A 26,062-nucleotide genomic window follows, 5' to 3' on the forward strand; every position below is an offset into this window, starting at 1 on the left:
AATTTAAACTAACATTAAATCAAGCCATATGAGCGAAAATCATCACGATGCTTATCAAAACATGACTGAGAAGCAGAAAAACCGCACGATCTGGAGCGTTATCACCGCCTCCTCACTCGGCACCCTGATCGAATGGTACGACTTTTATATTTTCGGAAGCCTTGCCGTTGTTTTAGCAACAAAATTTTTCCCGGCAGATAACCCTACCGCCGCATTTCTATCTACGCTGGCCACTTTTGCTGCAGGATTCGTGGTGAGGCCTTTCGGAGCATTATTCTTCGGAAGACTGGGAGACCTGATCGGAAGAAAATACACTTTCCTGGTTACTCTTCTGATTATGGGATTTTCCACCTTCCTGATCGGATGTATTCCGAGTTATGAAACCATCGGCTTTATGGCACCTGTACTGGTTCTGATCCTGAGATTATTACAGGGGCTGGCACTGGGCGGAGAATACGGAGGCGCAGCCACTTATGTAGCAGAATATGCCCAACCCAACCGGAGAGGTTACTGGACTTCCTGGATACAGACTACGGCAACAGCCGGGCTGTTTATTTCTTTAATTATCATCTTAATTACCAAAAGTACATTATCTTCCGAGGAGTTTGACAACTGGGGATGGAGGGTTCCTTTCTGGATATCGATCCTGATGGTAGGTGTTTCTTATATCATCAGAAAAAACATGAAAGAATCGCCGCTTTTTGCCAAGGCTAAGAGCGAAGGAAAAACTTCCAAAAATCCATTAAAAGAAAGCTTCGGAAATAAATTCAATTTTAAATTCGTATTACTGGCCTTATTCGGAGCAGCTATGGGGCAAGGGGTAATCTGGTATACAGGTCAGTTTTATGCCATGAGCTTCCTTCAGAAAGTAATGAACATCGAATCGGCGCAGGTTGATAAACTGATGGCCATTGCGCTTCTGATGGGAACCCCATTTTTCGTTTTCTTCGGATGGCTTTCCGATAAGGTAGGAAGAAAAGCGGTTATGATGACGGGAATGCTGGTTGCGATTCTGGCCTACCGCCCGATTTATGAGAAAATGTTCAACAGCATCGATCTAAAATCCAAAACCGTGGCAGAAAGCGGCCTGGTTGAAAAAAGAACAGCAAAAGTTCATGATAAGATTGTAACAGACAGCCTGATTACCTTCCACAAAGAACTGACTTACACCGACGGTACGTTTATGAAAAAGGACAGCATTATTCACTGGTCTCCAGCCGGACCTGTCATGAAAGACGGAAAACCGGAAAAACCGACAGTTACCCAAACTGTTAAGATCAACACCGACACCAATATACTGCTAATTCTGCTAGTATTCGTTCAGGTGATTTTCGTAACAATGGTATATGGCCCAATTGCAGCCTTTTTGGTAGAAATGTTCCCGGTACGAATCCGTTATACATCGATGTCGCTGCCTTACCACATCGGAAACGGGGTTTTCGGAGGACTTCTTCCGGCAGTAGCGACTTATCTGGTAACGACAGGAAAAGAAGCGGGACATGCAACCTGGTACCTCGAAGGGCTCTGGTACCCGATCGGAGTGGCTTCCGTCTGCCTGCTGATCGGATTGTTTTATCTGAAAAACAAGAACAACAATATTCACGATTAAAGCCCTGAATCATTCAAATTTTTATTAATTTTAAATCTACTAAAATGAACGGACTAAAAAAAATATTAGGTATATTCTGGATCGCCATCGCGCTGGTGGTGGGATATTTCGGGATTACGGTATTGGGAATCCCCAAAATAAGTTCTGGAAAACAGGAAGATCTGGTTTTCGGGATTATCATCTTGTTTGTGCTGATGCCGATTATCTCAGGCGGAATGGCTATTTTCGGATATTATGCACTGACAGGGGAATATGCTGATGAGAAAAGCTAAAAGATAAATGATGAATGATAATTGATCTGCGACGGATAAAGTTCTGTTTAGAATCAATTATCATTCATTATTTGCCATAAAAAAATTATAAAAATAAATGATGGATTCCATTTTATTGGATAATCAATCATTATTTATCAATTATCAATCATGAAAAAGAGACACGAACAGAAACTGATTATCCTGAGCATTGGTCTTATGATCACCTTCAGCATCCCCGTATCGCTGCTGTTCAATAGTTCGCGGGAGGTTTTCGGGTATCCGATGATTCTGGTTTATATTTTCGTGGTCTGGATGGTTTCCATCATTATTTCTTTTATAATCGTAAAAAAATATGATGAGTAGCTTCGCCCTGTTCACCGTGGTCTTGTTTTACCTGGCCCTTTTGTTCTTGGTCGCTTATCTGGCGGAAAGGAAGAAGAGCAAGCTGTGGATCAATAATCCCTACATCTATGCCCTTTCGCTTGCGGTTTACTGCACGGCCTGGACGTATTACGGAAGCATTGGCGTAGCGGCAACCGGCGGCCTCAATTACCTGCCGATTTACGTTGGCCCCATTATGATTATTCCTGCCTGGATTTACATCAACACCCGGATTGTACGGATTTCCAGGGTTAATAAAATCAGCAGCCTGGCCGATTTCATTTCGTTGCGATATGGCAACAGCAGAAGTCTCAGTGCCATCATCACCATCGTCTGCCTTCTGGCCATTGTGCCCTATATCGGACTTCAGATTAAAGCGATTTCCGAAACGTTCCATCTGGTTACCGAAACGGAAATTTCAAAGAATATTTTAACCGACAGTGCTACATTTGTTGTACTTTTAATTGCTTTATTTTCATCCTATTATGGCACCCGGTATGTCGATGCTTCTGAAAAAAGACTGGGTATTATTTCAGCCATTGCTTTCGAAAGCTTTTTAAAACTGTTCTTCATTATTATCCTGGGACTATTCGTTATTTATTTTGTGTTTGACGGATTTTCGGACATCTATGAAAAGGCCAGCCGGTTTGCCGATTTTAAGCAAAAAAATACCTTCAACGGGATTGAAGGAGCCATGAACTGGATGGTGCTGTGTATGATCTCAGGAACAGCCATCTGCATACTGCCACGCCAGTTTCATACCGGGATCGTCGAGAACCGACAGGAAAAGCATATCAAAACGGCCATCTGGTTTTTTCCGCTTTACCTTTTGATTTTCACCGTATTTATTTTTCCGATCGCCTGGGCGGGAAGGCTGATCTTCAACGGGCAGAACGTCAATCCGGAATTTTACTCTATCTTAATTCCGCAGCATTTCAACAATACCTGGATTACAGTCTGTGTCTTCCTGGGCGGCCTGAGTTCGTCTATTTCAATGATCATTATTTCGGCCATTACTTTATCCATAATGCTTTCGAACAACCTGATCATCCCTTATGGGTTGTTGGGTAAATTCAAAGCGGAAAATGAGGCTAAAAATAACAGGAGCATTACCAACATCAGAAAGTTCAGCATTTTTGCACTGATCATTATGGCATTCGCCTTTTATAAATATTTTATTTTAAAAACTTCGCTGGATTCGGTAGGATTAATTTCGTTTGTAATCATTGCCCAACTGGCACCGGCGTTTTTCGGGGCTATTTTCTGGCGCAGGGGAAGCTATAAAGGCGCTCTTGCCGGATTAATTGCCGGACTCATCATCTGTTATTTCGGGTTAATCATCCCTCAGTATTATTTCTCTTATACCCAGGAGTTCAAAGGTGTACTAAGAGACTTATACGATGCTTTCGGATTTTTCACCATTCCGTATCTGAGCAGGATCCCGGAGATCTTTTTCTGGTCGCTTCTGGTAAATACGGGGCTGTTCAGCATCATTTCGGTGAGTACCAAAGGCAATTATCGGGAAAGAAATTTTGCAGAGCTTTACATTGATATCGACAAATACATTCAGAACCACGAAAATGCTTTCATCTGGCGCGGAACCGCTTATGTTTCGGATATCAAGAATATCCTGGAACGGTTTCTGGGCAGAAAGAAAACCGAACAGGCCATGCGAATTTTCAATTTAAAATATAATATCGACTCCCAGGCGGAAACGGCGGACTCCAGATTCATCAAGTTTTCGGAAAACCTGCTGGCAGGTAGGATTGGAACCGCTTCGGCAAAAATTTTGATCGAAGGCGTTACCAAAGAAGATAAAATTTCGCTGAAAGAAGTCCTGAATATTTTAGAGGAGTCCAAAGAAAATATCATCCTGAATAAAAAACTTACCGAGCAGTCTGAAGAATTGCAGAAACTATCCAATGATCTGAGAAATGCCAATGAAAACCTCATCATTAAAGACCGGCAGAAAGATGATTTTCTGGATTCCGTAGCCCATGAACTCAGAACGCCGATCACCGCTATCCGTTCCGCCGGAGAGATCCTGGCAGAAGACGATGACATCCCATCGGACATCAAGAGAGAGTTCCTGAACAATATCATTACTGAATCTGACCGTTTAAGCGAGATTATCAACGACATCCTGTATCTGGACAAGCTGGAACATGGCGCGATTGCATTGCATATTAAAGAAAATAATATTCTGCAAACCTATAAAAAAGCCCTGAATCCCCTGATACATCTGATTCAGCAAAAAAATATCCACATCAGCGAGGTAAGCCTTCTCGATCACGAAGTATTTACATATGACGAAGCCCGGATGATCCAGCTTTTTCAGAATATTCTGGGAAATGCATTGAAATTTACAGACGAGCAGGGAACCATCCAGACCAAATTTACTGAAAAAGAAAACGGATTGGTCATTACAATATTTAATACCGGAAAACATATCCCTGAAGAAGATCTGGAACTCATTTTCGATAAATTCTACCAGTCCAAAAACCAAAATTTACTGAAGCAGACGGGAAGCGGACTCGGACTGGCCATTTCAAAGAAAATTGTAAAGGCTCAGGGAGGCTCGATAAAAGCAGAAAACAGCGGGTTGGGGGTAACTTTTACAGTTACTTTGCCTGCTTAAAATGATTGAAGAAAATTGAACCCTTCGGGTTCTCATTTAATAAAGAAAAGAAAACATGAAAAGGATCATTATTGCAGATGACGAACATAAGATATTGATGTCATTGGAATACAGCTTCAGGAAAAACGGCTACGACGTCTTTATCGCCAGAGACGGAACGGAAGTCGTGGAATTTTTAAAGACTATTACCCCCGATATTATTTTACTTGATATCATGATGCCGAACCTTGACGGGTACAGTACCCTAGAAATCATTAAACAGGATGAGAAATTAAAAAATACCAAAATTATTTTCCTAAGTGCGAAAAACAATCCCAAAGATATGGAGAAAGGACTGGAAATGGGGGCAGATGCTTATATAACCAAACCTTATTCGATTAAAAAGCTGATGCAGATGATTGAGGAGATGATGGTGAATGAATAATATAATGGTTTAACGGATAAATTCTTGCGGAGTATCAGGATTAATTTTAAAAGACAAAAATAATATGGATACGGAACATTTGTTTACAAGGAGCATAGAAGACAAAGAGAATTTCTGGAAGGAACAGGCTGATGAAATACAGTGGTCTGAGTTTCCCAAACAAATTCTTTCGGAATACGAAAACGGTTATCCCCAATGGTTTTCCGACGGGGAACTGAATATGTGCTACCTCTGCATCGACAAACATATTGAAGACGGCTTCGGGGAACAGACGGCTGTTGTTTACGATTCCCCCGTTACCGGTCAGAAAATAAAATATACATTCCATCAGGCCAAAGAGGAAATCTCAAAGCTGGCAGGAGGGCTGGTGTCATTAGGGCTGCAGAAAGGAGATACGGCGGTTATTTATATGCCGATGATCCCGCAGACTCTGTTTGCAATGCTGGCCTGTACAAGGATTGGTGTCATCCACAATGTTGTTTTCGGGGGATTTGCACCAAACGAGCTTGTCGTTCGGATTGATGACTGCAAGCCGAAAGCCCTGATTACCGCGACGGCAGGTGTTGAAATCTCACGGAGAATCCCTTATCTGCCTCTTGTGGAGAAAGCGATTGAACTTGCCCAGGACAAAGTGAAAAACATTATTGTGTATAACCGGAAACTGGCAGAAAATCAGCATGAAATGTTTGATGGACTGATTGATTATGAAGAATTGGTCCGACAGTCGGAACCCGCAGACTGCGTACCGGTAGAATCCACACATCCGCTTTATCTGCTGTACACCTCCGGAACAACAGGAAAACCCAAGGGAATCACCCGCGATACCGGCGGTTATGCCACCGCTTTAAAATTTTCGATGAATTATATTTATGGCGTAAAACCGGGAGAAACTTACTGGGCTGCTTCCGATTTCGGATGGGCGGTCGGACACAGTTTTTCGGTATACGGACCACTGATCAACCGGAACACGACCATTATTTTTGAAGGAAAACCGGTGATGACGCCCGATGCGGGAACATTCTGGAGAATCATCTCCGAATATAAAGTTTCTGTGATGTTTACCGCGCCCACCGCTATTCGCGCGATTAAAAAAGAAGATCCGGACGGAAAACTGGTTAAAAAATACGATTTAACCCACTTTAAAAAGCAGTTTCTCGCCGGAGAAAGATGCGATGTGGCCACCCTCGACTGGTTTGAAAAACACATTGGCGTTCCCGCCATTGACCATTGGTGGCAGACGGAATCCGGATGGCCGATGCTGGGTCTCATGACGGCAGACGAAAATTACAGAATCAAACGGGCTTCTGCCGGAAAGCCGATCCCCGGATATGATATTAAAATCTTTGATGAAAACGGGTTGGAACTCGATGCCCACCGCGAAGGATATCTGGCCATTAAACTACCTCTTCCGCCTGGGGCACTTTTGGGTATATGGAATGACCACGAGCGTTTCAGAAACAGCTATTTATCCCAATATGAAGGATATTATTTTTCGGGTGACGGTGCCATAAAAGATGAAGACGGTTACCTGTTCATCACAGGAAGGGTCGATGATGTGATCAATGTGGCGGGCCACCGTCTTTCCACTTCCGAAATGGAAGAGATCGTTTCCTCGCATCCTGACGTTGCCGAATGTGCCGTAGTGGGAATCGACGATGAACTGAAGGGACAGGTTCCTTTCGCAGCAGTTGTTTTAAAGAACGGTTCCGAAATTTCCGATGAAAACATTCAAAAAGAAATTGTACAGATGGTCCGGGAAAAAATCGGAGCCGTAGCCTGCCTTAAAAATGTAATGCCCGTTAAACGGCTTCCAAAAACCCGTTCAGGAAAAATTTTAAGGAAATTAATCCGGACATTGCTGGACGGCAAAGAATTCCAGGTACCGTCGACGATTGATGATGAAAAAATCATAGCGGAAATTCAGCAAAAAATCCAGGAATATAGGGCACAAACAAGAAATTAAACATAAATTAAAACAACAAGTATTCAAATAAAAAACGAAAGGGATATGAGAAATTACCTGATAGAAGATTTACCATACTATTTTGAAGAGTATAAAAAATCCATTAAAAACCCGAAGAAATTCTGGGATAAAATCGCAGATCAGAACTTCGTATGGTACCAGCGATGGAGCAAGGTTGTGAAATATGATATGAATGAGGCAAAAATCACATGGTTTAAAAATGCAAAGCTCAATATAACTAAAAACTGTCTGGACAGGCATCTTTCCGTAAGAGGAGACAAAACCGCCATCATTTGGGAACCGAACGACCCGAAAGAGGAAGCACAGCATATCTCTTACAACGAATTATATACGAGAGTCAATAAAACAGCCAATATCCTTAAAGAAATGGGTATTGAAAAAGGAGACAGGGTCTGCATCTATCTTCCAATGATTCCCGAGCTGGCTGTTACCATGCTGGCCTGTGCGAAACTGGGAGCCGTACACTCTGTTATTTTTGCCGGCTTCTCAGCTTCTGCCGTGGCTTCAAGGGTCAATGACTGTGAGGCGAAGATGGTTATTACCTCCGACGGAAGCTACCGCGGAAGCAAAGTCCTGGATTTAAAAAGCATTGTGGATGAAGCTTTGGAGAAAACACCAAGCGTAGAAAAAGTTTTGGTCGTAAAAAGAACGCACAACGAAATTAAAATGAAGGAAGGACGCGATTTCTGGATGGCCGAACTATATGAAAATGCATCTCCGGATTTCGTAACGATAATCATGGATGCCGAAGATCCGCTTTTCATTTTGTATACGTCCGGTTCCACCGGAAAGCCGAAAGGAATGCTGCATACCTGCGCCGGATATATGGTATACACGGCGTATACTTTTAAAAATGTATTCAATTATAAGGAAAACGATATTTACTGGTGTACGGCAGACATCGGCTGGATCACCGGACACTCTTATATTCTGTATGGGCCATTGTTAAATGGTGCTACGACCGTTATTTTCGAAGGGGTACCGACATATCCTGAACCGGACCGGTTTTGGGAAGTGATTGAGAAACATAAGATCACCCAGTTCTACACTGCTCCTACGGCCATCCGTTCATTAGCCAAAGAAAGCGCCGAGTGGGTAGACAAACATGACCTGAGTACCCTGAAAGTAATTGGATCGGTGGGAGAACCTATTAACGATGAAGCATGGCACTGGTTCAACGATCATGTCGGGAAGAAAAAATGCCCGATCGTTGATACCTGGTGGCAGACAGAAACGGGAGGAATCATGATCTCCCCGCTGCCTTTTGTTACTCCTACCAAGCCTACTTATGCTACCCTGCCGTTACCGGGAATACAGCCCGTTCTGATGGATGACAAACGCAATGAAATCATGGGCAACCAGGTAACCGGAAACCTTTGCATCCGTTTTCCGTGGCCGGGAATCGCGAGAACCATCTGGGGCGATCATCAACGCTATAAAGAAACATATTTTACAGCCTTTCCGGGAAAATATTTTACCGGTGACGGCGCTTTGAGGGATGAGGTCGGTTATTACAGGATTACCGGACGGGTGGATGACGTGATCATTGTTTCCGGGCATAACCTGGGAACCGCTCCTATCGAAGACAGCATCAACCAGCATCCTGCCGTGGCGGAATCTGCCATTGTGGGCTATCCTCACGACATCAAAGGAAATGCCTTGTACGGTTATGTGGTATTGAAAGAAACCGGAGAAAGCCGACAGCGGGAAAATCTCAAAAAAGAAATCAATCAGTTGATCGCGGATCAGATCGGCCCGATTGCCAAGCTGGATAAAATTCAGTTTGTTTCTGGGTTGCCGAAAACCCGTTCCGGAAAGATCATGAGGAGAATCCTGAGAAAAATCGCAGAAGGAGACTTCAGTAATTTCGGGGATATCAGTACACTTTTAAATCCTGAAATCGTGGAGGAAATTAAAAATGAAAGGATTTAAACTTAATTTTTTGCAGATTTGATCCATTTCAATAGTAAGAAATCAAGGCCTAATCTTATTATATAGTTTATTGATTTTATATTTTTTTTGGTTTGAATAACAAATTCAAAAATGTATCATTAATAATGATAAACAATGTTTATTTGTATAAGCTCATTGAAATTATTGGATAAATTTGATGTGTTCCAGGTAAAAGCAGGCTTGTTTAAGTCTGCTTTTTTTATTTAATTATAATTTCAGATTTATTAAAATAGAAGTGCCCCGCCGATATTCCCAAACAGAACCGAACAGTTTACAGATAAAACATTAAGTAATAAATTTAATTGAAAATACCTTAATTATCAACTAAAATAGCCGTACCTTTAAGTATCATTTAAAACTATTATCTATGTCAAATTTACTAGCCGGATTATTCGGATATCACAGCGATTATAAAAAACTGGAAGCCGACCTTGAGGGTTCAGGTTTTGAAAATTCAGATTATATCGTATACCTAAATGGTGAAGACAATCATTCTCAATATCTTGTCACTATTGCCGCAAAAAGCAATGAACAAATCGAGCAGATTCAAGACATCTTCCGTGAGAATAGTGTGCTGAAGACCTATATCTTCGATAATATGGGTATTGAACAATCCGATTATACAACCATCAAAAGACTTATTGATGCCAGAAACAAAGCGGAAATCCATAATGCGCCCGATGTAAAAATCAAAGGATCAACGGCAGGGATGGATTCTGAAGTAAAATTCTAAAATTTAACCACAAAATTAATAACCGGAATCCGCAGAACAACCTGCGGATTTTTTAGCTTTGAAAAGTGAGTAAAATTTCGTATTTTCGTTTAAATATAGGCTTTTGCACAAATGAGTTACGACTTAGAACAGGAAAACAAGGAAATCCTTGCAAGATACAAGGATCTTATTTCAAATACATACCGGACACTTGATGAGGAAAACAACAAGCTCATCCGGAAAGCATTCGACATTGCACTGGATGCCCACAAGGACCAGCGCAGAAAATCGGGTGAACCTTACATCTACCATCCCATCGCCGTTGCGAAAATCGTAGCGACGGAAATCGGTTTGGGGGCCACTTCCATTGCGTGTGCACTTCTGCACGACGTAATAGAGGATTCGGACTACACTTACGAAGATATCAAAAAAATATTCGGCCAAAAGATAGCGGATATTGTAAATGGGCTGACGAAGATATCCATCATGAACCATCAGAACATTTCCGTACAGTCTGAAAACTACCGGAAGCTGCTGCTCACCCTTTCTGAAGATTTCCGGGTAATCCTGATCAAAATTGCCGACCGTCTCCACAATATGAGAACGCTGGAGAGTATGGCACCTGACAAACAGAAGAAGATTGCTTCCGAAACGGTATACATTTATGCACCGATGGCGCACCGTTTAGGTTTGTACAACATCAAATCCGAACTGGAGGATCTTTCGCTGAAATACAATAATCCCGACGTTTACAACGAGATCACCTCAAAACTTGAGCTTGCCAAGGAAAGCCGCGAACGGTATATTGAAGAATTTAAAACGGAAGTTTCCGAAAAACTACACGAAGAAGGTCTCCATTTCAAGATCAAGGGCCGGGCAAAAGCGATTTCCTCCATTTACCGCAAAATGCTGAAGCAGGGTGTTTCCTTTGAGGAAGTCTATGATAATTATGCCATCCGGATTATCTATAAATCCGATGCCAAGAATGAGAAGTTCCTGGCGTGGAAAATTTATTCGATCGTTACTGATGTTTACCACAGCAATCCTTCGAGAATGCGGGACTGGATTACACAGCCTCGTTCTACGGGATACGAAAGTTTGCATTTAACGGTTCTGGGTCCGGATAAAAAGTGGATCGAAGTACAGATCCGTTCTGAGAGAATGGACGAAATTGCCGAAAAAGGAGTCGCTGCCCACTACAAATACAAAGAAGGCTACAAGCAAAGCTCGGAAGACCGCAACTTTGAAAACTGGGTAACGGAAATAAGGGAAGTGCTCGAACAGCAGCAGAATCTTACCACTTCGGAGCTTCTGGATAACATCAAGCTTAATTTATATTCCAAAGAGGTTTTTGTTTTTACCCCTAAAGGGGAAATTAAAATTTTACCTACGAATGCCACAGCACTCGACTTTGCCTTTTCAGTTCACTCCGACCTGGGAATGAAATGTTTAGGTGCTAAAATCAACGGCAAACTGGTTCCGATCTCTTATGTTCTGCAAAACGGAGATCAGGTAGATATTTTATCTTCACAGAACCAGAAGCCAAAGTCCGACTGGCTGGAATTTGTGGTGACGTCAAAAGCCAAATCGAAGATCAAAAGTTATCTGAACTCACAAAAAAACCAGTTGGTAGACGACGGGAAAGAGATCCTTCAGAGAAAACTCCGCCATGCAAAAATTAATTTTAATGATGAGGAGATCAATAAGCTTCAGAAATTCTTTAATCTTAAAAGTTCACAGGAGCTCTTTCTGAAATTCCAGAGTAATGAACTGGACGCAAGCAGTTTAAGAAAGTACATCGAGAGTAAGAACGTATTTAATAACCTTCTTTCAAGATTCAGAAAATCTCCGACGAAAAATACGGCTTTTGTAGAACCGAAGGAACAGAACCTCGATATGATCGTCTTCGGTAAAGATGAGGAAAAGCTGAACTACAGCTATGCTAAATGCTGTACGGTAATCCCGGGTGATAAAATTTTCGGATTTATTACCATTTCAGACGGGATCAAGGTACACAGCGATAACTGCCCTAATGCCATCAACCTTAGAGCTCAATACGACTACCGCGTAATTCCTGCGAAATGGGTAAATGCGGAAAGCTTTAAGAACAGAGTGAAAATAGAGATCGAAGGTCTCGACAGAATGGGAATGATCAACGATATTACCACCGTTATAAGCGGCTCGATGGGGATGGATATGAAAAGCATGTCCATAGAATCTAACGACGGGATTTTTACGGGAACGATTATCCTGGAAGTTAAAAATAAAAGCCAGCTGGAACAGACATTTAAAAAACTGAATGATATCAATGGGGTTTCCAGAATCAGGAGAATATAATGACATATGAATCTCACGCAATATTTTAAAAAGTTTTTCACAAGCAGCCAGTCTTCGGGAATCATTCTGATTTTCTGTGTTACAGCATCCTTGATGATGGCTAATTCTTCTTTTGCAGAAAGCCTTCAGAATTTTTTAGATAAAGAAATCGGAACAGATATATTTCATCTGAAATATCCGGTGAGCATCTGGATCAACGATGGCTTAATGGCTGTTTTTTTCCTGTTGGTAGGTCTTGAGATCAAACGGGAAATGATAGAAGGCGAACTTTCTTCTTTTAAAAATGCTTCCCTCCCTATTTTTGCGGCCATCGGCGGAATGCTGGTACCGGCGGTTATTTTTATGTTTTTCAATTCCGGAACAAAGTATGGGAACGGCTGGGGTATTCCGATGGCTACGGATATTGCCTTTTCACTGGCGATTATTTCCATGCTGGGAAAAAAAATACCGAATTCCATCAAAATATTTCTGGCAGCACTCGCCATCGTTGACGATCTTGGAGCTATTTTGGTGATCGCTATATTTTACACGGAACAGATCCACTGGACCTATTTGTTATTGTCTTTTGGAGTAACTGCCCTACTCTTTTTATTTAATTTGTTAAAGATTACCAAAATTGTTTTTTACCTGATTCCCGGCTTGTTTTTATGGTATTTCCTTCATCATTCGGGGATCCATGCTACGATAGCCGGCGTTCTCCTTGCATTTTCCATCCCGACAAATGTTTCAACCACCGAAATCTCACCGCTGGAGAAGCTTGAACACAACCTGCATTTCCCGGTAAGCTTCCTTATTATGCCTGTTTTTGCATTAACCAATACGAACATCACCTTTACACAGGATATGGTTTCAGGACTTACCAGTACACTCGGATTGGGAATTATCGGCGGACTGGTATTGGGAAAATTGATGGGAATCAATTTGTTTTCACTGATCGCCATTAAATTAAAACTGAGTTCGCTGCCTCAAAACAGCTCATGGAAGCACATGCTCGGTGTCGGGCTTTTGGCCGGAATCGGGTTTACCATGTCGATTTTTATTGCCCTGCTTTCATTTAAAGGAGAGCTGCAAATTCAGAACGAAGCTAAATTTGCGATTCTCATGGCTTCGCTTATTGCTGCCGTTTCCGGATTTTTAGTTTTGAAAACAGCTTCTGAAAACCCAATCACCGATGACGAGGATTAATCGTTGGCCTGATCCTTATCTCTAAGTATTTTGCGGCGGTTTTTCAGATGCTTATCATCAATGTTTTTATTTTTATTTTTACTTTCCCGTTTCAATTCATCCGACAGGAGCTTTTCAATTCTTACTTTACGGATGGCCATATTGAGTTCGTTACCGAAAAGCAATAGGTATACATTCACATTAATCCAGATCATGAGCAGGATCATACTCCCGATAGATCCGTATAAAACGTTATAACGGGCAATATTCTTTACATAAAGCGCAAAAATATAAGTGGTTACTACAAATAAGACCGTCGTAAGAATAGCCCCCGGAATTGCCTGCCGGAACCTTGCGATCCGCACCGTTCCCAGCCAGTAAAATAAAGTGAGCAGAATAAAGTAAAAAATGGGAAATGAGACAAATCCGATAATTTTCGAAAGATTCTTAACCAGCCATGAAATATCTTTTACCGGCGTAAAAAGCTTTAATACAAATTCCGAATAATAAACCCCGAAAAGCGACAGAAATACAATGGATATAAAGCCGATGGTAATGAAGAAGGAAAGTATAAATTCTTTCACATCCGTCATTTTTTCATCCGTATTTTCGTTAAATCCGTTAATGAGGGAAAAGGTTCCGTTGGTAGCAAATATCAGGGCAAAAACGATGGTCAGGTTGCTGATCCCTTTCATGTTCGGAACAATGCTGTTCTCGATATAATCCCGCACATCGCCTTCGATATTCGACGGGAAAATATTATGCAGCAATACCTCGAAAATATAAAACTGAAGCTTATCGTAATGCGGCATGTACGGCAAAACCGATAAGAGGAAAAGAATAAAAGGGAAGAGGCTGATTGTAAAGCTCCAGGAAATGGCTGCTGCCTTACGGCCTATCTTATCCTTAAAAATTCCGCGGATATAAATCTGGAACATCTGCCAGAGGGAAATTCCCAGTACGGGAATATGGATACCGTCGAAAAACTCTTGAATTTTCAAGATAAATTTAGGAATTTTTGCACTCATTCTTTACTCTAATATAATCTGTTTGGTCCGATGTTCCGGTAGGTATCATCAATACTCCCGCCAAATCAGAAGCCTTCATGGTAAATAAGGAAAAATACAGGAAGGAATTTGTTTTTGCATCGGGCCGGTGTTCTTACAAAAGTAATGATTTTTTTAAAATTAAGATTTTCTATGAAATTGAGGAATTATGACGTTCTTTAATTTATGAATATCTTTGCCTCTTAAAATACACCCCAATAATGCAGATCAGCTTACTTTGTATCGGAAAAACAGATGATAAGGAAATTACTTCTTTAATAAATTATTATCTGAAACGCCTTCCTAAGCACTGGAATTTTGAAATTACCGAAATCCCGGATGTAAAAAATGCAAAAAATCTTTCGCCCGACCTGCTGAAAAAAGAGGAAGGAAAATTATTTTTAAACCACATCGACAGGACGGATCTTGTCATGATCCTGGACGAAAAGGGAAAACAGTTCACGAGCAGGGAATTTGCACAGAAAATCGACGGCTGGATGAACTCCTCAGTAAAAAAAATCCATCTGCTGATCGGGGGCGCTTACGGATTTTCGGAGGAGATGTATTCCCGGGCTAACGAGAAAGTGTCGCTATCTAAAATGACTTTCACCCATCAGATGATCCGGCTGTTCATTGTGGAACAGGTATACCGAGCCGATCAGATTCTACAGGGAAAGCCTTACCACAACGACTGATCCAGGAATGAAATTTCAGGCTCAGGCCGGCGTGCCGGCCTGAGCCTGAAAATATTTTAATTAAATAAATTTTCTATGAAATTGCCGACTGCTTTTGAATCACTTTTTTTGCAAGGATACCAAAAACAATTCCCAGAACGGAACCGGCAAAGGCCCCTACCAGAACATCACCCGGAAAATGTACCCCTAAGTAAATCCGGCTGTACGAAACAATAACTGCCCAGAGAAAGAGTACATAGGGAAACCATCTGAGTTTACGCCCCAATAGAATAGTTAAATAAGCGGCCAGGAAAAAAGTATTGGAAGCATGCGAGGAATAAAAACCGAACTGTCCGCCGCATTTCACGATCCTCATAGCGTGCTCCAGGCCAGGATCATGACACGGCCGAAGCCTTTCAAATCCATACTTGAAAATGCCCGCCAGCTGATCGGAAACCGTAACCCCTATTGCTACGAAGATCAGGATAAAAACCAAAGACCGGAGCTTATAATTTTTAAATAAAAAGTAGAAAAAAATAATATACAGCGGCACCCAGATCCAAGTACTGGAAATCAGCATCCAGAACTGGTCGAAACGGGAGTCTCCCAAATTATTGAGAAACAAAAATATCTTTTTGTCTTCCTGAATAATCTCCTCCATCGGTCCTATCGGCTTACAGGTCCTTCATACGCTTCGTCATCTGACGGTTTTGGTTTCGGAGGTTCATTGGATGCCAAAGGATCAGCGATGACCTCTTTCTGAGCATCATTCATCGGATTGTAATCTTTCGCTGCATCTTTTACCTTCTCAATTTCACGTTTTATTTCGGAAACAGGGTTATCCGTTTCCTTCATGATTTCGGTTTTAATATCCTCGACAGCACCCCGCATCTTACGTACTCCTGATCCCAGGTCACGTGCAATCTGAGGAAGCTTGTCCGGTCCGAATAAGACAACAATTGCAACAGCAATGAGTGCCATTTCTCCAATGCTTAATTCCATACTGTAAAATTACGAAAGATATATGAAATTGGATGTTAAATATTTATTTTTAATGAAATATTAAGTTTTAGCCGGATTATTCGCTGAACCAGTGGTCGACGAAAATAGTAATTTAAATATGAGCCGGATCAATACTTATCGTTACGTTTACGTTATAAAGTCTCTGCTTTTTTAATATCCCTTTTTTTAAAATTAAAATAGGTAATTACCACGCTTACCGACATTAAAATAAATGCCAGGAAGAAAGGTGCACCTGGGAATTTCAGTGATGCATCATCCTTGCTGAACTGGTAATAAAGGCTGGCCATTAACGGTGGCCCTATGGTAGAAGTAATGCTCATTAAACTGGTTAAGGCTCCCTGAAGCTCCCCCTGCTCATTTGCCGCAACATTTTTTGTGATCACCGATTGGAGAGACGGCCCGCAGATTCCGCCCAGGCAATAAGGAATAAGAATGGCAAACATCATCCATCCTTCCGTAGCGAAGGAAAACAACAGCATCCCGATGGCATACATGCCGAGGCCGATATAAATACTTTTATACTCCCCGAGCTTCGGTGCCGTCCACCTGATCAGGACACCTTGTACCAATGCGACCAGGATTCCGACCACTCCCAGGGAAACTCCTACCGTGAATTCCGTCCATTTAAACTGTCCCATCGTAAAAAAGCTCCAGTTGCTCTGTACCGCGTGACCGGCCACATACACCAGGAAAAGCGTTGCCACCAATCCGGAAAGCTCGGGATGTTTAAATAAAAACTTCAGAGAACCGATTGGGTTGGCCCGTTTCCAGTCGAACTCCCTCCTTTTATCCTTATCGAGACTTTCCGGCAGGATAAAATAGCCATACAGGAAATTCAGCAGGCATAGCCCTGCGGCCGCGTAGAAAGGTATTCTCGCCCCGAAATGCCCTAAAGCTCCGCCGATCAGGGGGCCGATGATAAAGCCCAGCCCAAATGCAGCCCCGATAAGCCCGAAATTCTTAGCCCGGTCTTCATCGGTAGAAATATCGGCGATATAAGCACTTGCCGTGGTAAAACTGGCACCCGTAATCCCGGCAATAACCCGGCCTACGAAAAGCAGCCAGATCGTAGGGGCCAACGCCAGAAACACATAATCTATGGTAAACCCGAAAAGGGAAATCAGGATAATCGGTCTTCTTCCGAACTTGTCGCTCAGGTTTCCGATGACAGGGGAAAATAAGAATTGGGTAAACGCATAAGCAAAGCTCAGCCAGCCGCCATACTTTGCCGCTTCCTTTACGTCTCCGTGAATAAGCTCTTCAATGAGTTTCGGGATCACGGGAATTATGATTCCCAATCCGATAATATCAATCAGCAGGGTAATAAATATAAAGCCGATGGCCGCCTTTTTTCTCGAATTTTCCATAGTAATGCAAAAATAGTGAAATCGGAGATACGGTGAATTGTCAATTGGTAATTTTGAAGAAGGATATTGGAAGTGAATCGTCAATGGTCAATTTTGCTGCGCAAGTGAATTTTTAAAGCGGTTAACCATTCACCATTGGTCCGTAGAGATTCATCATGGACTCAATGTGAATGGTCAATAGTCAATTTTGCTGCGCAAGTGAATTTTTAAAGCGGCTTACAATTAACCATTGATCCCGAAGGAATTGGCTATTGGCACAATGCGAATCGTGAATCGACAGTTTTGCTGCGCAAATCAGCTTCAGAGATGATTAAGGCAATTCAGCGTCCACAGCAGAAATTCAACATTAACAATACGACTGATGAGTTTCATAAGGAATATTTAGAAAAGCAATATTCCGTAGGAATAATATCTGTGTAGGAAAACAGGGTTCAACACGAACAGCACGCCCGAGGTGTGCTATCTGACGAAACGTTTAAAAGATAGAACTTCTAAGGAGTTCCGGACCATATTACTCCTATATATGCTACACAGATATTGCTCCTCCGGAGCAAAGAAATTTTCATAATAAGTTAATAAACTGACTATTGACGCAATGTGAATGATCAATGGTCAATTTTGCCGTGCAAGTGAATTTTTAAAGCGATTAACAATCAACCATGCATCCCAAAGGAATTGGCCATTGACACAATGTGAATCGTGAATCGGCAGTTTTGTTGCGCAAATCAGCTTTCAGAGATGATTAAGCAATTCAGCATCCACAGCAGAAATTCAACATTGACAATACGACTGATGAGCTTCATAAAAGAATATTTAGAAAAATAATATTCCGTAGAAATAATATCTGTATAGGAAAACCGGGTTCAACACGAACAGCACGCCGGAGGTGTACTATCTGACGAAACGTTTAAAGGATAGAACTCCTAAGGAGTTCCGGACCATATTTCTTCTATATAAGCTACACAGACATTGCTCCTTCGGAGCAAAGCAATTTTCGTAATAAGTTAATAAACTGACTATTGACGCAATGTGAATGATCAATGGTCAATTTTGCTGTGCAAGTGAATTTTTAAAGCCGTTAACAATTCAATATTTATGACAACCAGGACTACCTTTATAAACTGAGAAGTAATGCTGTCATTTAACCTTCAATCAGAAATAGTAAACTTTGAACCAAAAAAAAGCCCTTCATTGCTGAAAGGCTTTTTTCTTATTTATTGTAGTATACTTTATTTTGAAGCAAGTACTTCTTTGTCTGAGGTGGTTTTACCATGCACTTCGTCTTCTTTTCCTTTTTTAAGGAAATCATAGGCAATCGCCGATGCCACGAAGATGGATGAATACGTACCGAAACCGATACCGATTAACATCGCAAACATAAATCCTCTCAGGTTATCTCCACCGAAGATGAAGATGGCCAGGATTACCAGGATCGTTGTAAATGAGGTGTTGAATGTTCTACCCAATGTGCTCGAAATAGAGTCATCGAATAACCCTGCCAATGTTAAAGATTTCTTCTCTCTCAGGTACTCCCTGATTCTGTCGAAGATAATTACCGTATCGTTGATGGAGTATCCCAATACCGTAAGAATCGCAGCAACAAAATCCTGGTTAATCTCCATGTTGAATGGCATATATTTATGAAGCAATGAATAAGCTCCGAGGATAATTACCGCATCATGGAATAACGCTGCAACCGCACCTAAAGAGAACTGCCATTTTCTGAATCGTACCAAAATGTAGATAAAGATCATCGCCAATGCAGCGACTACGGCGTAAATTCCGTGGATCTGGATATCGTCAGCAACAGAAGGTCCTACTTTTTCGGAAGAAACAATTCCGGCGTGATCCTTATCTGCAGATTTGAAGTCTTTCAGTGTAGTTCCTGAAGGCAGGTTTGACTTTAAACCTTCATATAATTTCTGCTCGATAATCTGATCAGCTTTCAAAGATTCGTCTTCGATAAGGTAATCCGTAGAGATTTTTAGTTGCTTTTCGTTTCCGAAAGTTTTAGCTTCAACCGAAGAGTTTTTACCGTCTTCCGTTTTGAATAGAGCTACTAATTTTTCTTCAATATCTTCTGCTTTTACATTTTTATCGAATCGTACCACGTAGTTTCTACCTCCGGTAAAATCGATACCATATTTAAAGCCGTGCGTAGCGATAGAAATGATACAAACTACCGTTAAAACTGCAGAGAAGATATAAGCATATTTTCTTTTTCCGATAAAATCGATCCAGGTATTTCTGAACAGGTTCTTCGTTGCCGGAGTCCATACGGAAAGTCCTTTTCCTTTATTCAATCTTGAGAAGATCATGGCTCTGGAAAGCAGTACGGATGTGAATAATGTCATCGCAATACCGATCATCAACGTTAATGCAAAACCTTTGATAGGTCCTGTCCCGAAGAAGAACAATACAACAGCTGTTAAGAAAGTCGTCGTGTGACCGTCGATAATCGCATTCAAGGCATGTTTGAAACCGTCTTTGTAAGCTTCAAGAATGCTTTTTCCAGCAAATAATTCTTCTTTGGTTCTTTCATAAATAATAACGTTTGTGTCGACCGCAACCGCCATCGTCAGAACGATACCTGCTATACCCGGAAGAGTAAGCGTAAAGTCACCCGAATCCATAATCCCGAAGATATAGAATAAGTTGATGACCATTGCAATTACCGCATACACACCCGCTCCACCATAGTAGAAAATGATGTACACGATGATAATAGCAAATGCAATAATGAATGACATTAAACCGGAATCAATAGCTTCCTGTCCTAAAGACGGACCTACCACCGTAGCCTGAACTACTTTTGCACCGGCAGGAAGTTTACCAGCTCCCAAAACGTCTACCAGTTCCTTTGCTTCTTCCTGGGAGAAGTTTCCTGAGATCTGCGTTCTACCGTTCGGGATCGCATTTACAACGTTTGGTGCTGTGTATACCCGGTTATCAAGGGTAACTGCTACCGGCTTCCCGACGTTTTTCTCGGTAAGGGTTTTCCACTCTTTTGCGCCTTTGGAATCCATCTGCATGTCTACTACGACTCTGCTTAATTCATCGTAGCCGATATTTGCACTTTCCACCGCACCGTCTACCGGGGCTTTCTGGTTGATGTTTCCTCTGATGGCATATAATACAAGGCTTTCAGCATCGGTAGCTTCCGGCTTGTATCCCCACATGAATTGGGTATATTTGATGTTGGCAGGACGTAAAGACTGCGCTACTTTGCTGTTTAATATTTTATTTACAGCGGCAGTATCAGATAGTTTTACGTTGGCTACCCCATTGGTTCTTAATTTGTCAAGGTGCAGAAGATTCATGAAGTTGGTGTTTTTAGCCACTCCCATAGAATCTCCTTTTGCAGCGATTGCAGAGGTTAACGCCTGGAAATATGGGGCTACTTCAGGAACCTGCTGTACTTCCCAGAACTGCAGTTTTGCGGAAGTCTGAAGCATCTTTTTCACTTTATCGATGTCCTTCATCCCCGGCATTTCCACAGAAATCCTCGCAGTACCCGGAACTCTCTGAACATTCGGCTGGATCGCCCCAAGCTTATCGATTCTGGTTCTGATCACTTCGAAAGCCGTTCCTACTGAAGCATCGATCTTTCTTTTTACGATACTTTTCACCTGCTCATCCGGTGTGTTGTACTTTACTTCCGTCAACGTAGTGTTCCCGAAAAGCTCCGGATCCGCCAACTTCAGGTTTGTACCTTTAGCCTTATTGATCGCATCGAACTGCTCAAAGAAATTGTCGATGTAAGATTTAGTGGAATTCTTCTGAACTTCATCCGTTTTGTTTAAAGCCTCGATCAGGATCGGGTTGGTGGAATAATTGGTTAAATCATTCACAAGATCCCTTTGGTTGATCTCCAAAAGAACGTTGATCCCACCTTTAAGGTCAAGACCAAGCTTCATTTCCTTGTCTTTGGCTTTGGTGTAATAAAGTTTAGTGAATCCCAGATTCAGCGTATCCTTAGAAAGTTTTGCGATTTCTTTCTGATACTTTTCCGGATTGTCTCCTGCAACAGCAGTTGCCTGCCTTTCAATTTTGCCGGCGTACCATGTTGGTAATAGCTCATTTAAGCAAATTAACCCTAGTACAATAGCAACAATTGTAATAAGTCCTTTTCCTTGCATTTTGTTATAACTACGTTAAATTAAGTCGGCAAATATAATCATTTTCTTTAATTTTATGAATTTTAAGTACAGAAATCGTTTATTTTCAGACATATCGGCAGTCTTATTTTTATATAAGGTTCAATCCTGAGTCTGTGGTACAATTAAGAAACTTTCAGAGCCTAGTTGGTACGGAATTTTCATCCGGATTTAATACACTAAATATCAAATTATTATGAAAAAACTACTTTTTTGCGCAGGTATTTTTTCTTCCTTTATGTTTAATGCCCAAAGCATTACCCTGGAAGAATTTGCGACCGGGTTAACCGCACCCGTAGAAATGGTAAACGCGAACGACGCCCGGATGTTCGTCGTACAGCAGAACGGTATCATTAAAATTTTACAGGCCAATGGAACAGTAAATTCTACTAATTTTTTAAACATCAGCTCAAAAATCACTTACGGAGGAGAAAGAGGTCTTCTCGGACTAGCATTTCACCCGCAGTACCCGACGAATGGGTATTTTTTTGTTTATTACAACGATACGGGCGGGAATATTACGGTCGCCCGTTACACCAGGAGCTCAACAAATCCTGATGTAGCCGATCCTTCCACGGAAAAGATCATCCTGAACGTCCCGAAACCATTTGACAATCACAACGGAGGAAGCATTCATTTTGCACCGGACGGTTATCTTTGGGTAGTAACCGGAGACGGCGGGAGCGGCGGGGACCCGAACAACAATGCCCAGAACAAAAATTCCCTCTTAGGAAAACTGCTGAGGCTGGACATCAATGCTACCGGAGCTTACAATATTCCGGCGGGAAATCCTTTTGTTGGAATCGATGGTGCGGATGAAGTCTGGGCTTACGGGTTGAGAAATGCCTGGAAATTTAATTTCGATACGGTTTCCGGCAATGTGATGATCGCAGATGTCGGACAGGGGCAGATCGAAGAGATCAACCGGATGCCTCTGACGCAGCCGGGAATCAATTACGGCTGGAGATGCTATGAAGGCAATAATGCATACAACACGACAGGTTGTGCCGCTCAGTCTACCATGACATTTCCGGTAGCCGCTTACGATCATTCGGGAGGAAAATGTTCCATTACCGGAGGCTATGTATACCGGGGAACACAATATCCGGCATTGCAGGGCAGGTATTTCTTTGCCGACTACTGTTCTACCCAGATCGGAAGCCTGAATCCGGATGATTCCATCACCTGGAGCGCCGCTTCCACCGGGAATAATTTTTCTACTTTCGGGGTGAATAATCAAAATGAACTTTTTGTAGCCGCGGTAAACAGCGGAAAAATCTTCAGGGTTACGACTTCCGCTGTTTTGGGCACCCAGGAAAACGACCTGTCAACATCCATAAAAGTATATCCTAACCCAGCTTCCAAAACCGTTTTCATTGAAGGCGTAAAGGACAAGAATGCAACCGTTGAAATCTATAATTTTGAAGGAAGAAAAGTGCTGGATCAAGGAAAAATTGACAGCGACAACAGCATCAATATTTCAGGAATTCCTGCGGGTGTCTATTTCATCAATATCAATTCGGGAAATCTTAAATCGTATAGCAAAAAGTTGATAATCAAATAAATTTTTCAAATTATTTTCAGACAGTTTTCAGGGCCTCATTCAAACTTGTTTTGACCGGGGCTTTTTTAGTAAGTAAAGCATTAAGAAAAGAGGGAGAATCAGGGAAATTTTAACCGGTAAGGAAAATCTTTCGGTTTCATTATCAAATAAGACATTCGGAATCAAAGTAACCAATAGAACGGAAATCATAAAAAATACCTTTTCCCAAACAGACAGCCGTTTCACTTTTGTATTTTTAATCTGATATGCTGAACTCAACACCCAGAATCCTAAGAACAGGATCATAAAAGGAAATGTCCAGATCCTGTAGGTATCGTAGGCAATGGAATGCAGCAATAAAGGGATAAATGCCACAATGGCCAGTAAAATGAATACCCCGATATTTGCTTTTAGATTAAATTCTCTGAAAGTCATCCATAATAAAAAAAGCATCGGTATTCCATAAAATATAGTCGCTTTTGAAATGAATACCCGCTGGATAAAATATTCATGCTGTTCCTGAAAAGACAGGCTGAAACTCTGGGTATAACCTGAAGTCACAGATTGCGCAACTTTTTCAGGTATAAACGGAAGACCTTTTAAATAATTAAATACAACACCGGCATAATCTGTTCCGTCATGCTCATGAAAAAACGAAATGAAAGCTATTGCCAGAAAAGGAAAGATTAAAAACAAAGTCATTTTCCGAATAATTTCTTTCGAAAAAATACTTTTAAATAAAAACGGCACTCTAGCGTTTTGAAAAACAAACAGTGCAAAAACACTGACGGGCAGCATCAGGAAAAGTGAAATCTCATGAATAAAAACACTGAATGTGGCAATAAGCGATGCCGGAAGTACTTTGTTTTTTCTGATCAGATAAATAACGGCCAGGGTAAGCAGAAAAACTACATGATCCAGATAGCCGATGAGATGCGCCGAGAATACGATGTATTGAGAAAGAAAGAATATTAGGAAAAACAAGATCCTGTAAAAACTGTTTTCCCTCTTAATGGTTTCTTTAAAAGCAATCCCGATCATAAAAACAGACAGCAGAAGCAGAATTACGGCCGAAAGGATTAAAATGGAAAATTCATCTTTTTTGCAGAACCAGCCAAAAATTTCACCGGCCAGCCCTCTTTTGATAAACCCGAACCGGTAATCCATCATCCAGTGTGATTCCGACCATTTATTAGGAAGCCTCAATGTTCTGCCAACACTGAACAGCAGAGCGTACAGATACAGGCCAATTAAAAGAAGCTTCCTGCCCATGGATTAGATGGTCATGGAGAAAATACGGGTTTCCGGCTTATTTCTCATCATCCTGAGATCAAAAACCATAGCAACGTTTCTGGTAAATGCCCTGCCCTTTTCCGTTATCTGGATGTGATGTCCATTGATTTCCACCAGCTCATCCCTTTCCATTTCTTCCAGCATTTCAAAAGCATGCTGCAGTTCGGGGAAAGAATTGTCGATATCAAAAGTAGTTTCCAGCTGACACATCAGGTTCAGGATATGCCTTCTCATCGTAAGGTCTTCGTTATTTAAAATATGGCCTTTTACAACAGGGATTTCACCTTCTTCCACCATTTTCTGATATTCTTCCACCGTTTTTACATTCTGTGCAAAAGCATACCATGAATCCGAAATGGCCGACATTCCCAAACCGACCATCAGCTGGGTCTTGCTTGAAGTATACCCCATAAAATTACGATGCAATTTCTTGTGGATCAGGGACTGGTACAAATCATCATGCTCTAGCGAAAAATGATCCATCCCCACTTCGATATATCCTAATTCTTCGAGTAGTTTTTTACCGTCTTCGTACAACCGGCGTTTTTCTTCACCGCTTGGAAGGTCGTTTTCATCAAAACCTCTCTGCCCTACTCCTTTTATCCAGGGCACGTGCGCATAAGAATAAAAAGCCAGACGGTCCGGTTTCAGCTCCATCGTTTTACGGATGGTATTTTCCATCGCTTCCCAGGTCTGATGCGGCAGTCCGAATACCAGGTCATGACTGATGCCCCGATAGCCGATTTCTTTGGCCCATTCGGTCGCTTCTTTCACTTTTTCGAAAGTCTGGATCCGGTTGATCGCCTTCTGCACTTTCGGATCGTAATCCTGAACCCCAAAGCTCACTCTTCTGAACCCTAGGTCGTACAGGGTCTGTAGATGTTCTTTAGTTGTATTATTCGGGTGGCCTTCAAAAGAAAACTCCTGGTCTTCGGCAATCTCAACAGTTTCAAAAATCCCCTGCAAAAGAGATTTTAAATTCTGCGGTGAAAAGAAGGTTGGTGTTCCTCCGCCAAGGTGCAATTCTTTAAGCTTCGGTTTTTCATTAAACATCCGAAGATACAGCTGCCATTCTTTCAGCACACTTTCCAGGTACGGAATTTCTACGCTATGTTGCTTCGTGATCCGTTTGTGGCAGGCACAGAACGTACATAAAGCCTCACAGAAAGGAAGGTGAATATAGATAGAGATCCCTTCATCTGCATTAGATTCCCTGAAAGTCCTGATCACACTTTGCTTCCAGAGTTCGGGAGAGAACGAATTTTCATCCCAATAAGGAACGGTAGGGTAAGACGTATAACGCGGGCCGGGAATATTATATTTATCGATTAAAGAATTCATTTCTTGTCTTAAATGTTAGCGTGAGCTTTATCAGCGTTCACAATACAAAATTAAATATATCTGATGGATTTTGAATCATGAAATATATTAGGCTATTTTTCCGAAATTTATAATGAGTCTAAATACTTTCTGTATTAAGACCAATTGCAAAGATAGAATGAA

19 protein-coding genes are annotated in these 26,062 nt (G+C 41.6%); 12 read left to right on the forward strand and 7 right to left on the reverse strand.

Annotated features, from left to right (window positions below; genetic code table 11):
- Positions 1 to 28 precede the first annotated feature (28 nt).
- The 10 genes from ACED20_RS07125 (at position 29) to nhaA (ending at position 13,477) form a co-directional block, all read left to right on the forward strand.
- Positions 29 to 1,609 (forward strand): MFS transporter, encoded by a 1,581-nt coding sequence (locus ACED20_RS07125; protein WP_378104030.1) that lies wholly within the window; start codon positions 29 to 31, stop codon positions 1,607 to 1,609.
- Positions 1,610 to 1,653: 44 nt separating this feature from the next.
- Positions 1,654 to 1,881, forward strand: coding sequence for a DUF6814 family protein (locus ACED20_RS07130; RefSeq protein ID WP_294231387.1), 228 nt, complete (start codon positions 1,654 to 1,656; stop codon positions 1,879 to 1,881).
- 150 nt (positions 1,882 to 2,031) lie between these two features.
- Positions 2,032 to 2,226 carry a hypothetical protein gene (locus tag ACED20_RS07135; protein WP_294239330.1) on the forward strand — a complete coding sequence of 65 codons (195 nt, stop codon included), beginning with the start codon at positions 2,032 to 2,034 and terminating at the stop codon, positions 2,224 to 2,226.
- Entirely contained in the window at positions 2,219 to 4,882 is a 2,664-nt protein-coding gene (locus ACED20_RS07140) for an ATP-binding protein (protein WP_378104095.1), read from the forward strand. The genes ACED20_RS07135 and ACED20_RS07140 overlap by 8 nt, the downstream gene beginning before the upstream one ends.
- A 55-nt stretch (positions 4,883 to 4,937) precedes the next feature.
- Complete coding sequence (locus ACED20_RS07145) at positions 4,938 to 5,306, forward strand: response regulator transcription factor (protein WP_294222795.1); 369 nt, start codon at positions 4,938 to 4,940, stop codon at positions 5,304 to 5,306.
- A 64-nt stretch (positions 5,307 to 5,370) separates the two neighbouring features.
- On the forward strand, positions 5,371 to 7,269 hold the full coding sequence (locus tag ACED20_RS07150) for an AMP-binding protein (RefSeq protein ID WP_294239328.1): 1,899 nt from the start codon (positions 5,371 to 5,373) through the stop codon (positions 7,267 to 7,269).
- A 45-nt stretch (positions 7,270 to 7,314) separates the two neighbouring features.
- Positions 7,315 to 9,222, forward strand: a complete 1,908-nt coding sequence (acs, locus tag ACED20_RS07155; RefSeq protein WP_294202535.1) for an acetate--CoA ligase — start codon at positions 7,315 to 7,317, stop codon at positions 9,220 to 9,222.
- Between the two features lie 388 nt (positions 9,223 to 9,610).
- Entirely contained in the window at positions 9,611 to 9,976 is a 366-nt protein-coding gene (locus tag ACED20_RS07160; RefSeq protein WP_378104032.1) for a hypothetical protein, read from the forward strand.
- Between the two features lie 111 nt (positions 9,977 to 10,087).
- Positions 10,088 to 12,292, forward strand: a complete 2,205-nt coding sequence (locus ACED20_RS07165; protein ID WP_294202539.1) for a bifunctional (p)ppGpp synthetase/guanosine-3',5'-bis(diphosphate) 3'-pyrophosphohydrolase — start codon at positions 10,088 to 10,090, stop codon at positions 12,290 to 12,292.
- A gap of 6 nt (positions 12,293 to 12,298) precedes the next feature.
- Positions 12,299 to 13,477, forward strand: a complete 1,179-nt coding sequence (gene nhaA / locus ACED20_RS07170; RefSeq protein ID WP_294239325.1) for a Na+/H+ antiporter NhaA — start codon at positions 12,299 to 12,301, stop codon at positions 13,475 to 13,477.
- Here the strand turns inward: nhaA and ACED20_RS07175 are convergent.
- On the reverse strand, positions 13,474 to 14,484 hold the full coding sequence (locus tag ACED20_RS07175; protein WP_378104034.1) for a YihY/virulence factor BrkB family protein: 1,011 nt from the start codon (positions 14,482 to 14,484) through the stop codon (positions 13,474 to 13,476). The two genes, nhaA and ACED20_RS07175, sit on opposite strands and share 4 nt — an antisense overlap.
- A gap of 239 nt (positions 14,485 to 14,723) precedes the next feature.
- Here ACED20_RS07175 and rlmH point away from each other — a divergent pair, with 239 nt between their 5' ends.
- Complete coding sequence (rlmH, locus tag ACED20_RS07180; protein ID WP_294202543.1) at positions 14,724 to 15,197, forward strand: 23S rRNA (pseudouridine(1915)-N(3))-methyltransferase RlmH; 474 nt, start codon at positions 14,724 to 14,726, stop codon at positions 15,195 to 15,197.
- A gap of 73 nt (positions 15,198 to 15,270) precedes the next feature.
- On the opposite strand, the gene ACED20_RS07185 is transcribed toward rlmH, so the two are convergent.
- The 4 genes from ACED20_RS07185 to secD all read right to left on the reverse strand — a co-directional run bounded on the left by ACED20_RS07185 (position 15,271) and on the right by secD (position 21,705).
- Positions 15,271 to 15,837 (reverse strand): phosphatase PAP2 family protein, encoded by a 567-nt coding sequence (locus tag ACED20_RS07185; RefSeq protein ID WP_294224978.1) that lies wholly within the window; start codon positions 15,835 to 15,837, stop codon positions 15,271 to 15,273.
- A 5-nt stretch (positions 15,838 to 15,842) separates the two neighbouring features.
- Positions 15,843 to 16,178, reverse strand: coding sequence for a twin-arginine translocase TatA/TatE family subunit (locus ACED20_RS07190; RefSeq protein ID WP_294202546.1), 336 nt, complete (start codon positions 16,176 to 16,178; stop codon positions 15,843 to 15,845).
- A 152-nt stretch (positions 16,179 to 16,330) separates the two neighbouring features.
- On the reverse strand, positions 16,331 to 17,566 hold the full coding sequence (locus ACED20_RS07195; RefSeq protein ID WP_294233085.1) for a TCR/Tet family MFS transporter: 1,236 nt from the start codon (positions 17,564 to 17,566) through the stop codon (positions 16,331 to 16,333).
- Between the two features lie 1,229 nt (positions 17,567 to 18,795).
- Positions 18,796 to 21,705 carry a protein translocase subunit SecD gene (gene secD / locus ACED20_RS07200; protein ID WP_294309807.1) on the reverse strand — a complete coding sequence of 970 codons (2,910 nt, stop codon included), beginning with the start codon at positions 21,703 to 21,705 and terminating at the stop codon, positions 18,796 to 18,798.
- A 214-nt stretch (positions 21,706 to 21,919) separates the two neighbouring features.
- On the opposite strand from secD, the gene ACED20_RS07205 reads away from it, so the two are divergent.
- Complete coding sequence (locus tag ACED20_RS07205; RefSeq protein WP_294322362.1) at positions 21,920 to 23,287, forward strand: PQQ-dependent sugar dehydrogenase; 1,368 nt, start codon at positions 21,920 to 21,922, stop codon at positions 23,285 to 23,287.
- A gap of 39 nt (positions 23,288 to 23,326) precedes the next feature.
- Here the strand turns inward: ACED20_RS07205 and ACED20_RS07210 are convergent, their stop codons facing one another.
- Complete coding sequence (locus ACED20_RS07210) at positions 23,327 to 24,538, reverse strand: hypothetical protein (RefSeq protein WP_294322359.1); 1,212 nt, start codon at positions 24,536 to 24,538, stop codon at positions 23,327 to 23,329.
- A 3-nt stretch (positions 24,539 to 24,541) separates the two neighbouring features.
- Complete coding sequence (gene hemN, locus ACED20_RS07215) at positions 24,542 to 25,900, reverse strand: oxygen-independent coproporphyrinogen III oxidase (protein ID WP_294322357.1); 1,359 nt, start codon at positions 25,898 to 25,900, stop codon at positions 24,542 to 24,544.
- Positions 25,901 to 26,062: the final 162 nt, after the last annotated feature.

Source organism: Chryseobacterium sp. sg2396, from assembly GCF_042610505.1.
Taxonomy (GTDB): domain Bacteria; phylum Bacteroidota; class Bacteroidia; order Flavobacteriales; family Weeksellaceae; genus Chryseobacterium.

Coding starts and splice junctions, on each gene's coding strand:
- ACED20_RS07125 (WP_378104030.1), top strand. CDS start 29: ATGAGCGAAAATCATCACGATGCTTATCAAAACATGACTGAGAAGCAG.
- ACED20_RS07130 (WP_294231387.1), top strand. CDS start 1,654: ATGAACGGACTAAAAAAAATATTAGGTATATTCTGGATCGCCATCGCG.
- ACED20_RS07135 (WP_294239330.1), top strand. CDS start 2,032: ATGAAAAAGAGACACGAACAGAAACTGATTATCCTGAGCATTGGTCTT.
- ACED20_RS07140 (WP_378104095.1), top strand. CDS start 2,219: ATGAGTAGCTTCGCCCTGTTCACCGTGGTCTTGTTTTACCTGGCCCTT.
- ACED20_RS07145 (WP_294222795.1), top strand. CDS start 4,938: ATGAAAAGGATCATTATTGCAGATGACGAACATAAGATATTGATGTCA.
- ACED20_RS07150 (WP_294239328.1), top strand. CDS start 5,371: ATGGATACGGAACATTTGTTTACAAGGAGCATAGAAGACAAAGAGAAT.
- acs (WP_294202535.1), top strand. CDS start 7,315: ATGAGAAATTACCTGATAGAAGATTTACCATACTATTTTGAAGAGTAT.
- ACED20_RS07160 (WP_378104032.1), top strand. CDS start 9,611: ATGTCAAATTTACTAGCCGGATTATTCGGATATCACAGCGATTATAAA.
- ACED20_RS07165 (WP_294202539.1), top strand. CDS start 10,088: ATGAGTTACGACTTAGAACAGGAAAACAAGGAAATCCTTGCAAGATAC.
- nhaA (WP_294239325.1), top strand. CDS start 12,299: ATGAATCTCACGCAATATTTTAAAAAGTTTTTCACAAGCAGCCAGTCT.
- ACED20_RS07175 (WP_378104034.1), bottom strand. CDS start 14,484: ATGAGTGCAAAAATTCCTAAATTTATCTTGAAAATTCAAGAGTTTTTC.
- rlmH (WP_294202543.1), top strand. CDS start 14,724: ATGCAGATCAGCTTACTTTGTATCGGAAAAACAGATGATAAGGAAATT.
- ACED20_RS07185 (WP_294224978.1), bottom strand. CDS start 15,837: ATGGAGGAGATTATTCAGGAAGACAAAAAGATATTTTTGTTTCTCAAT.
- ACED20_RS07190 (WP_294202546.1), bottom strand. CDS start 16,178: ATGGAATTAAGCATTGGAGAAATGGCACTCATTGCTGTTGCAATTGTT.
- ACED20_RS07195 (WP_294233085.1), bottom strand. CDS start 17,566: ATGGAAAATTCGAGAAAAAAGGCGGCCATCGGCTTTATATTTATTACC.
- secD (WP_294309807.1), bottom strand. CDS start 21,705: ATGCAAGGAAAAGGACTTATTACAATTGTTGCTATTGTACTAGGGTTA.
- ACED20_RS07205 (WP_294322362.1), top strand. CDS start 21,920: ATGAAAAAACTACTTTTTTGCGCAGGTATTTTTTCTTCCTTTATGTTT.
- ACED20_RS07210 (WP_294322359.1), bottom strand. CDS start 24,538: ATGGGCAGGAAGCTTCTTTTAATTGGCCTGTATCTGTACGCTCTGCTG.
- hemN (WP_294322357.1), bottom strand. CDS start 25,900: ATGAATTCTTTAATCGATAAATATAATATTCCCGGCCCGCGTTATACG.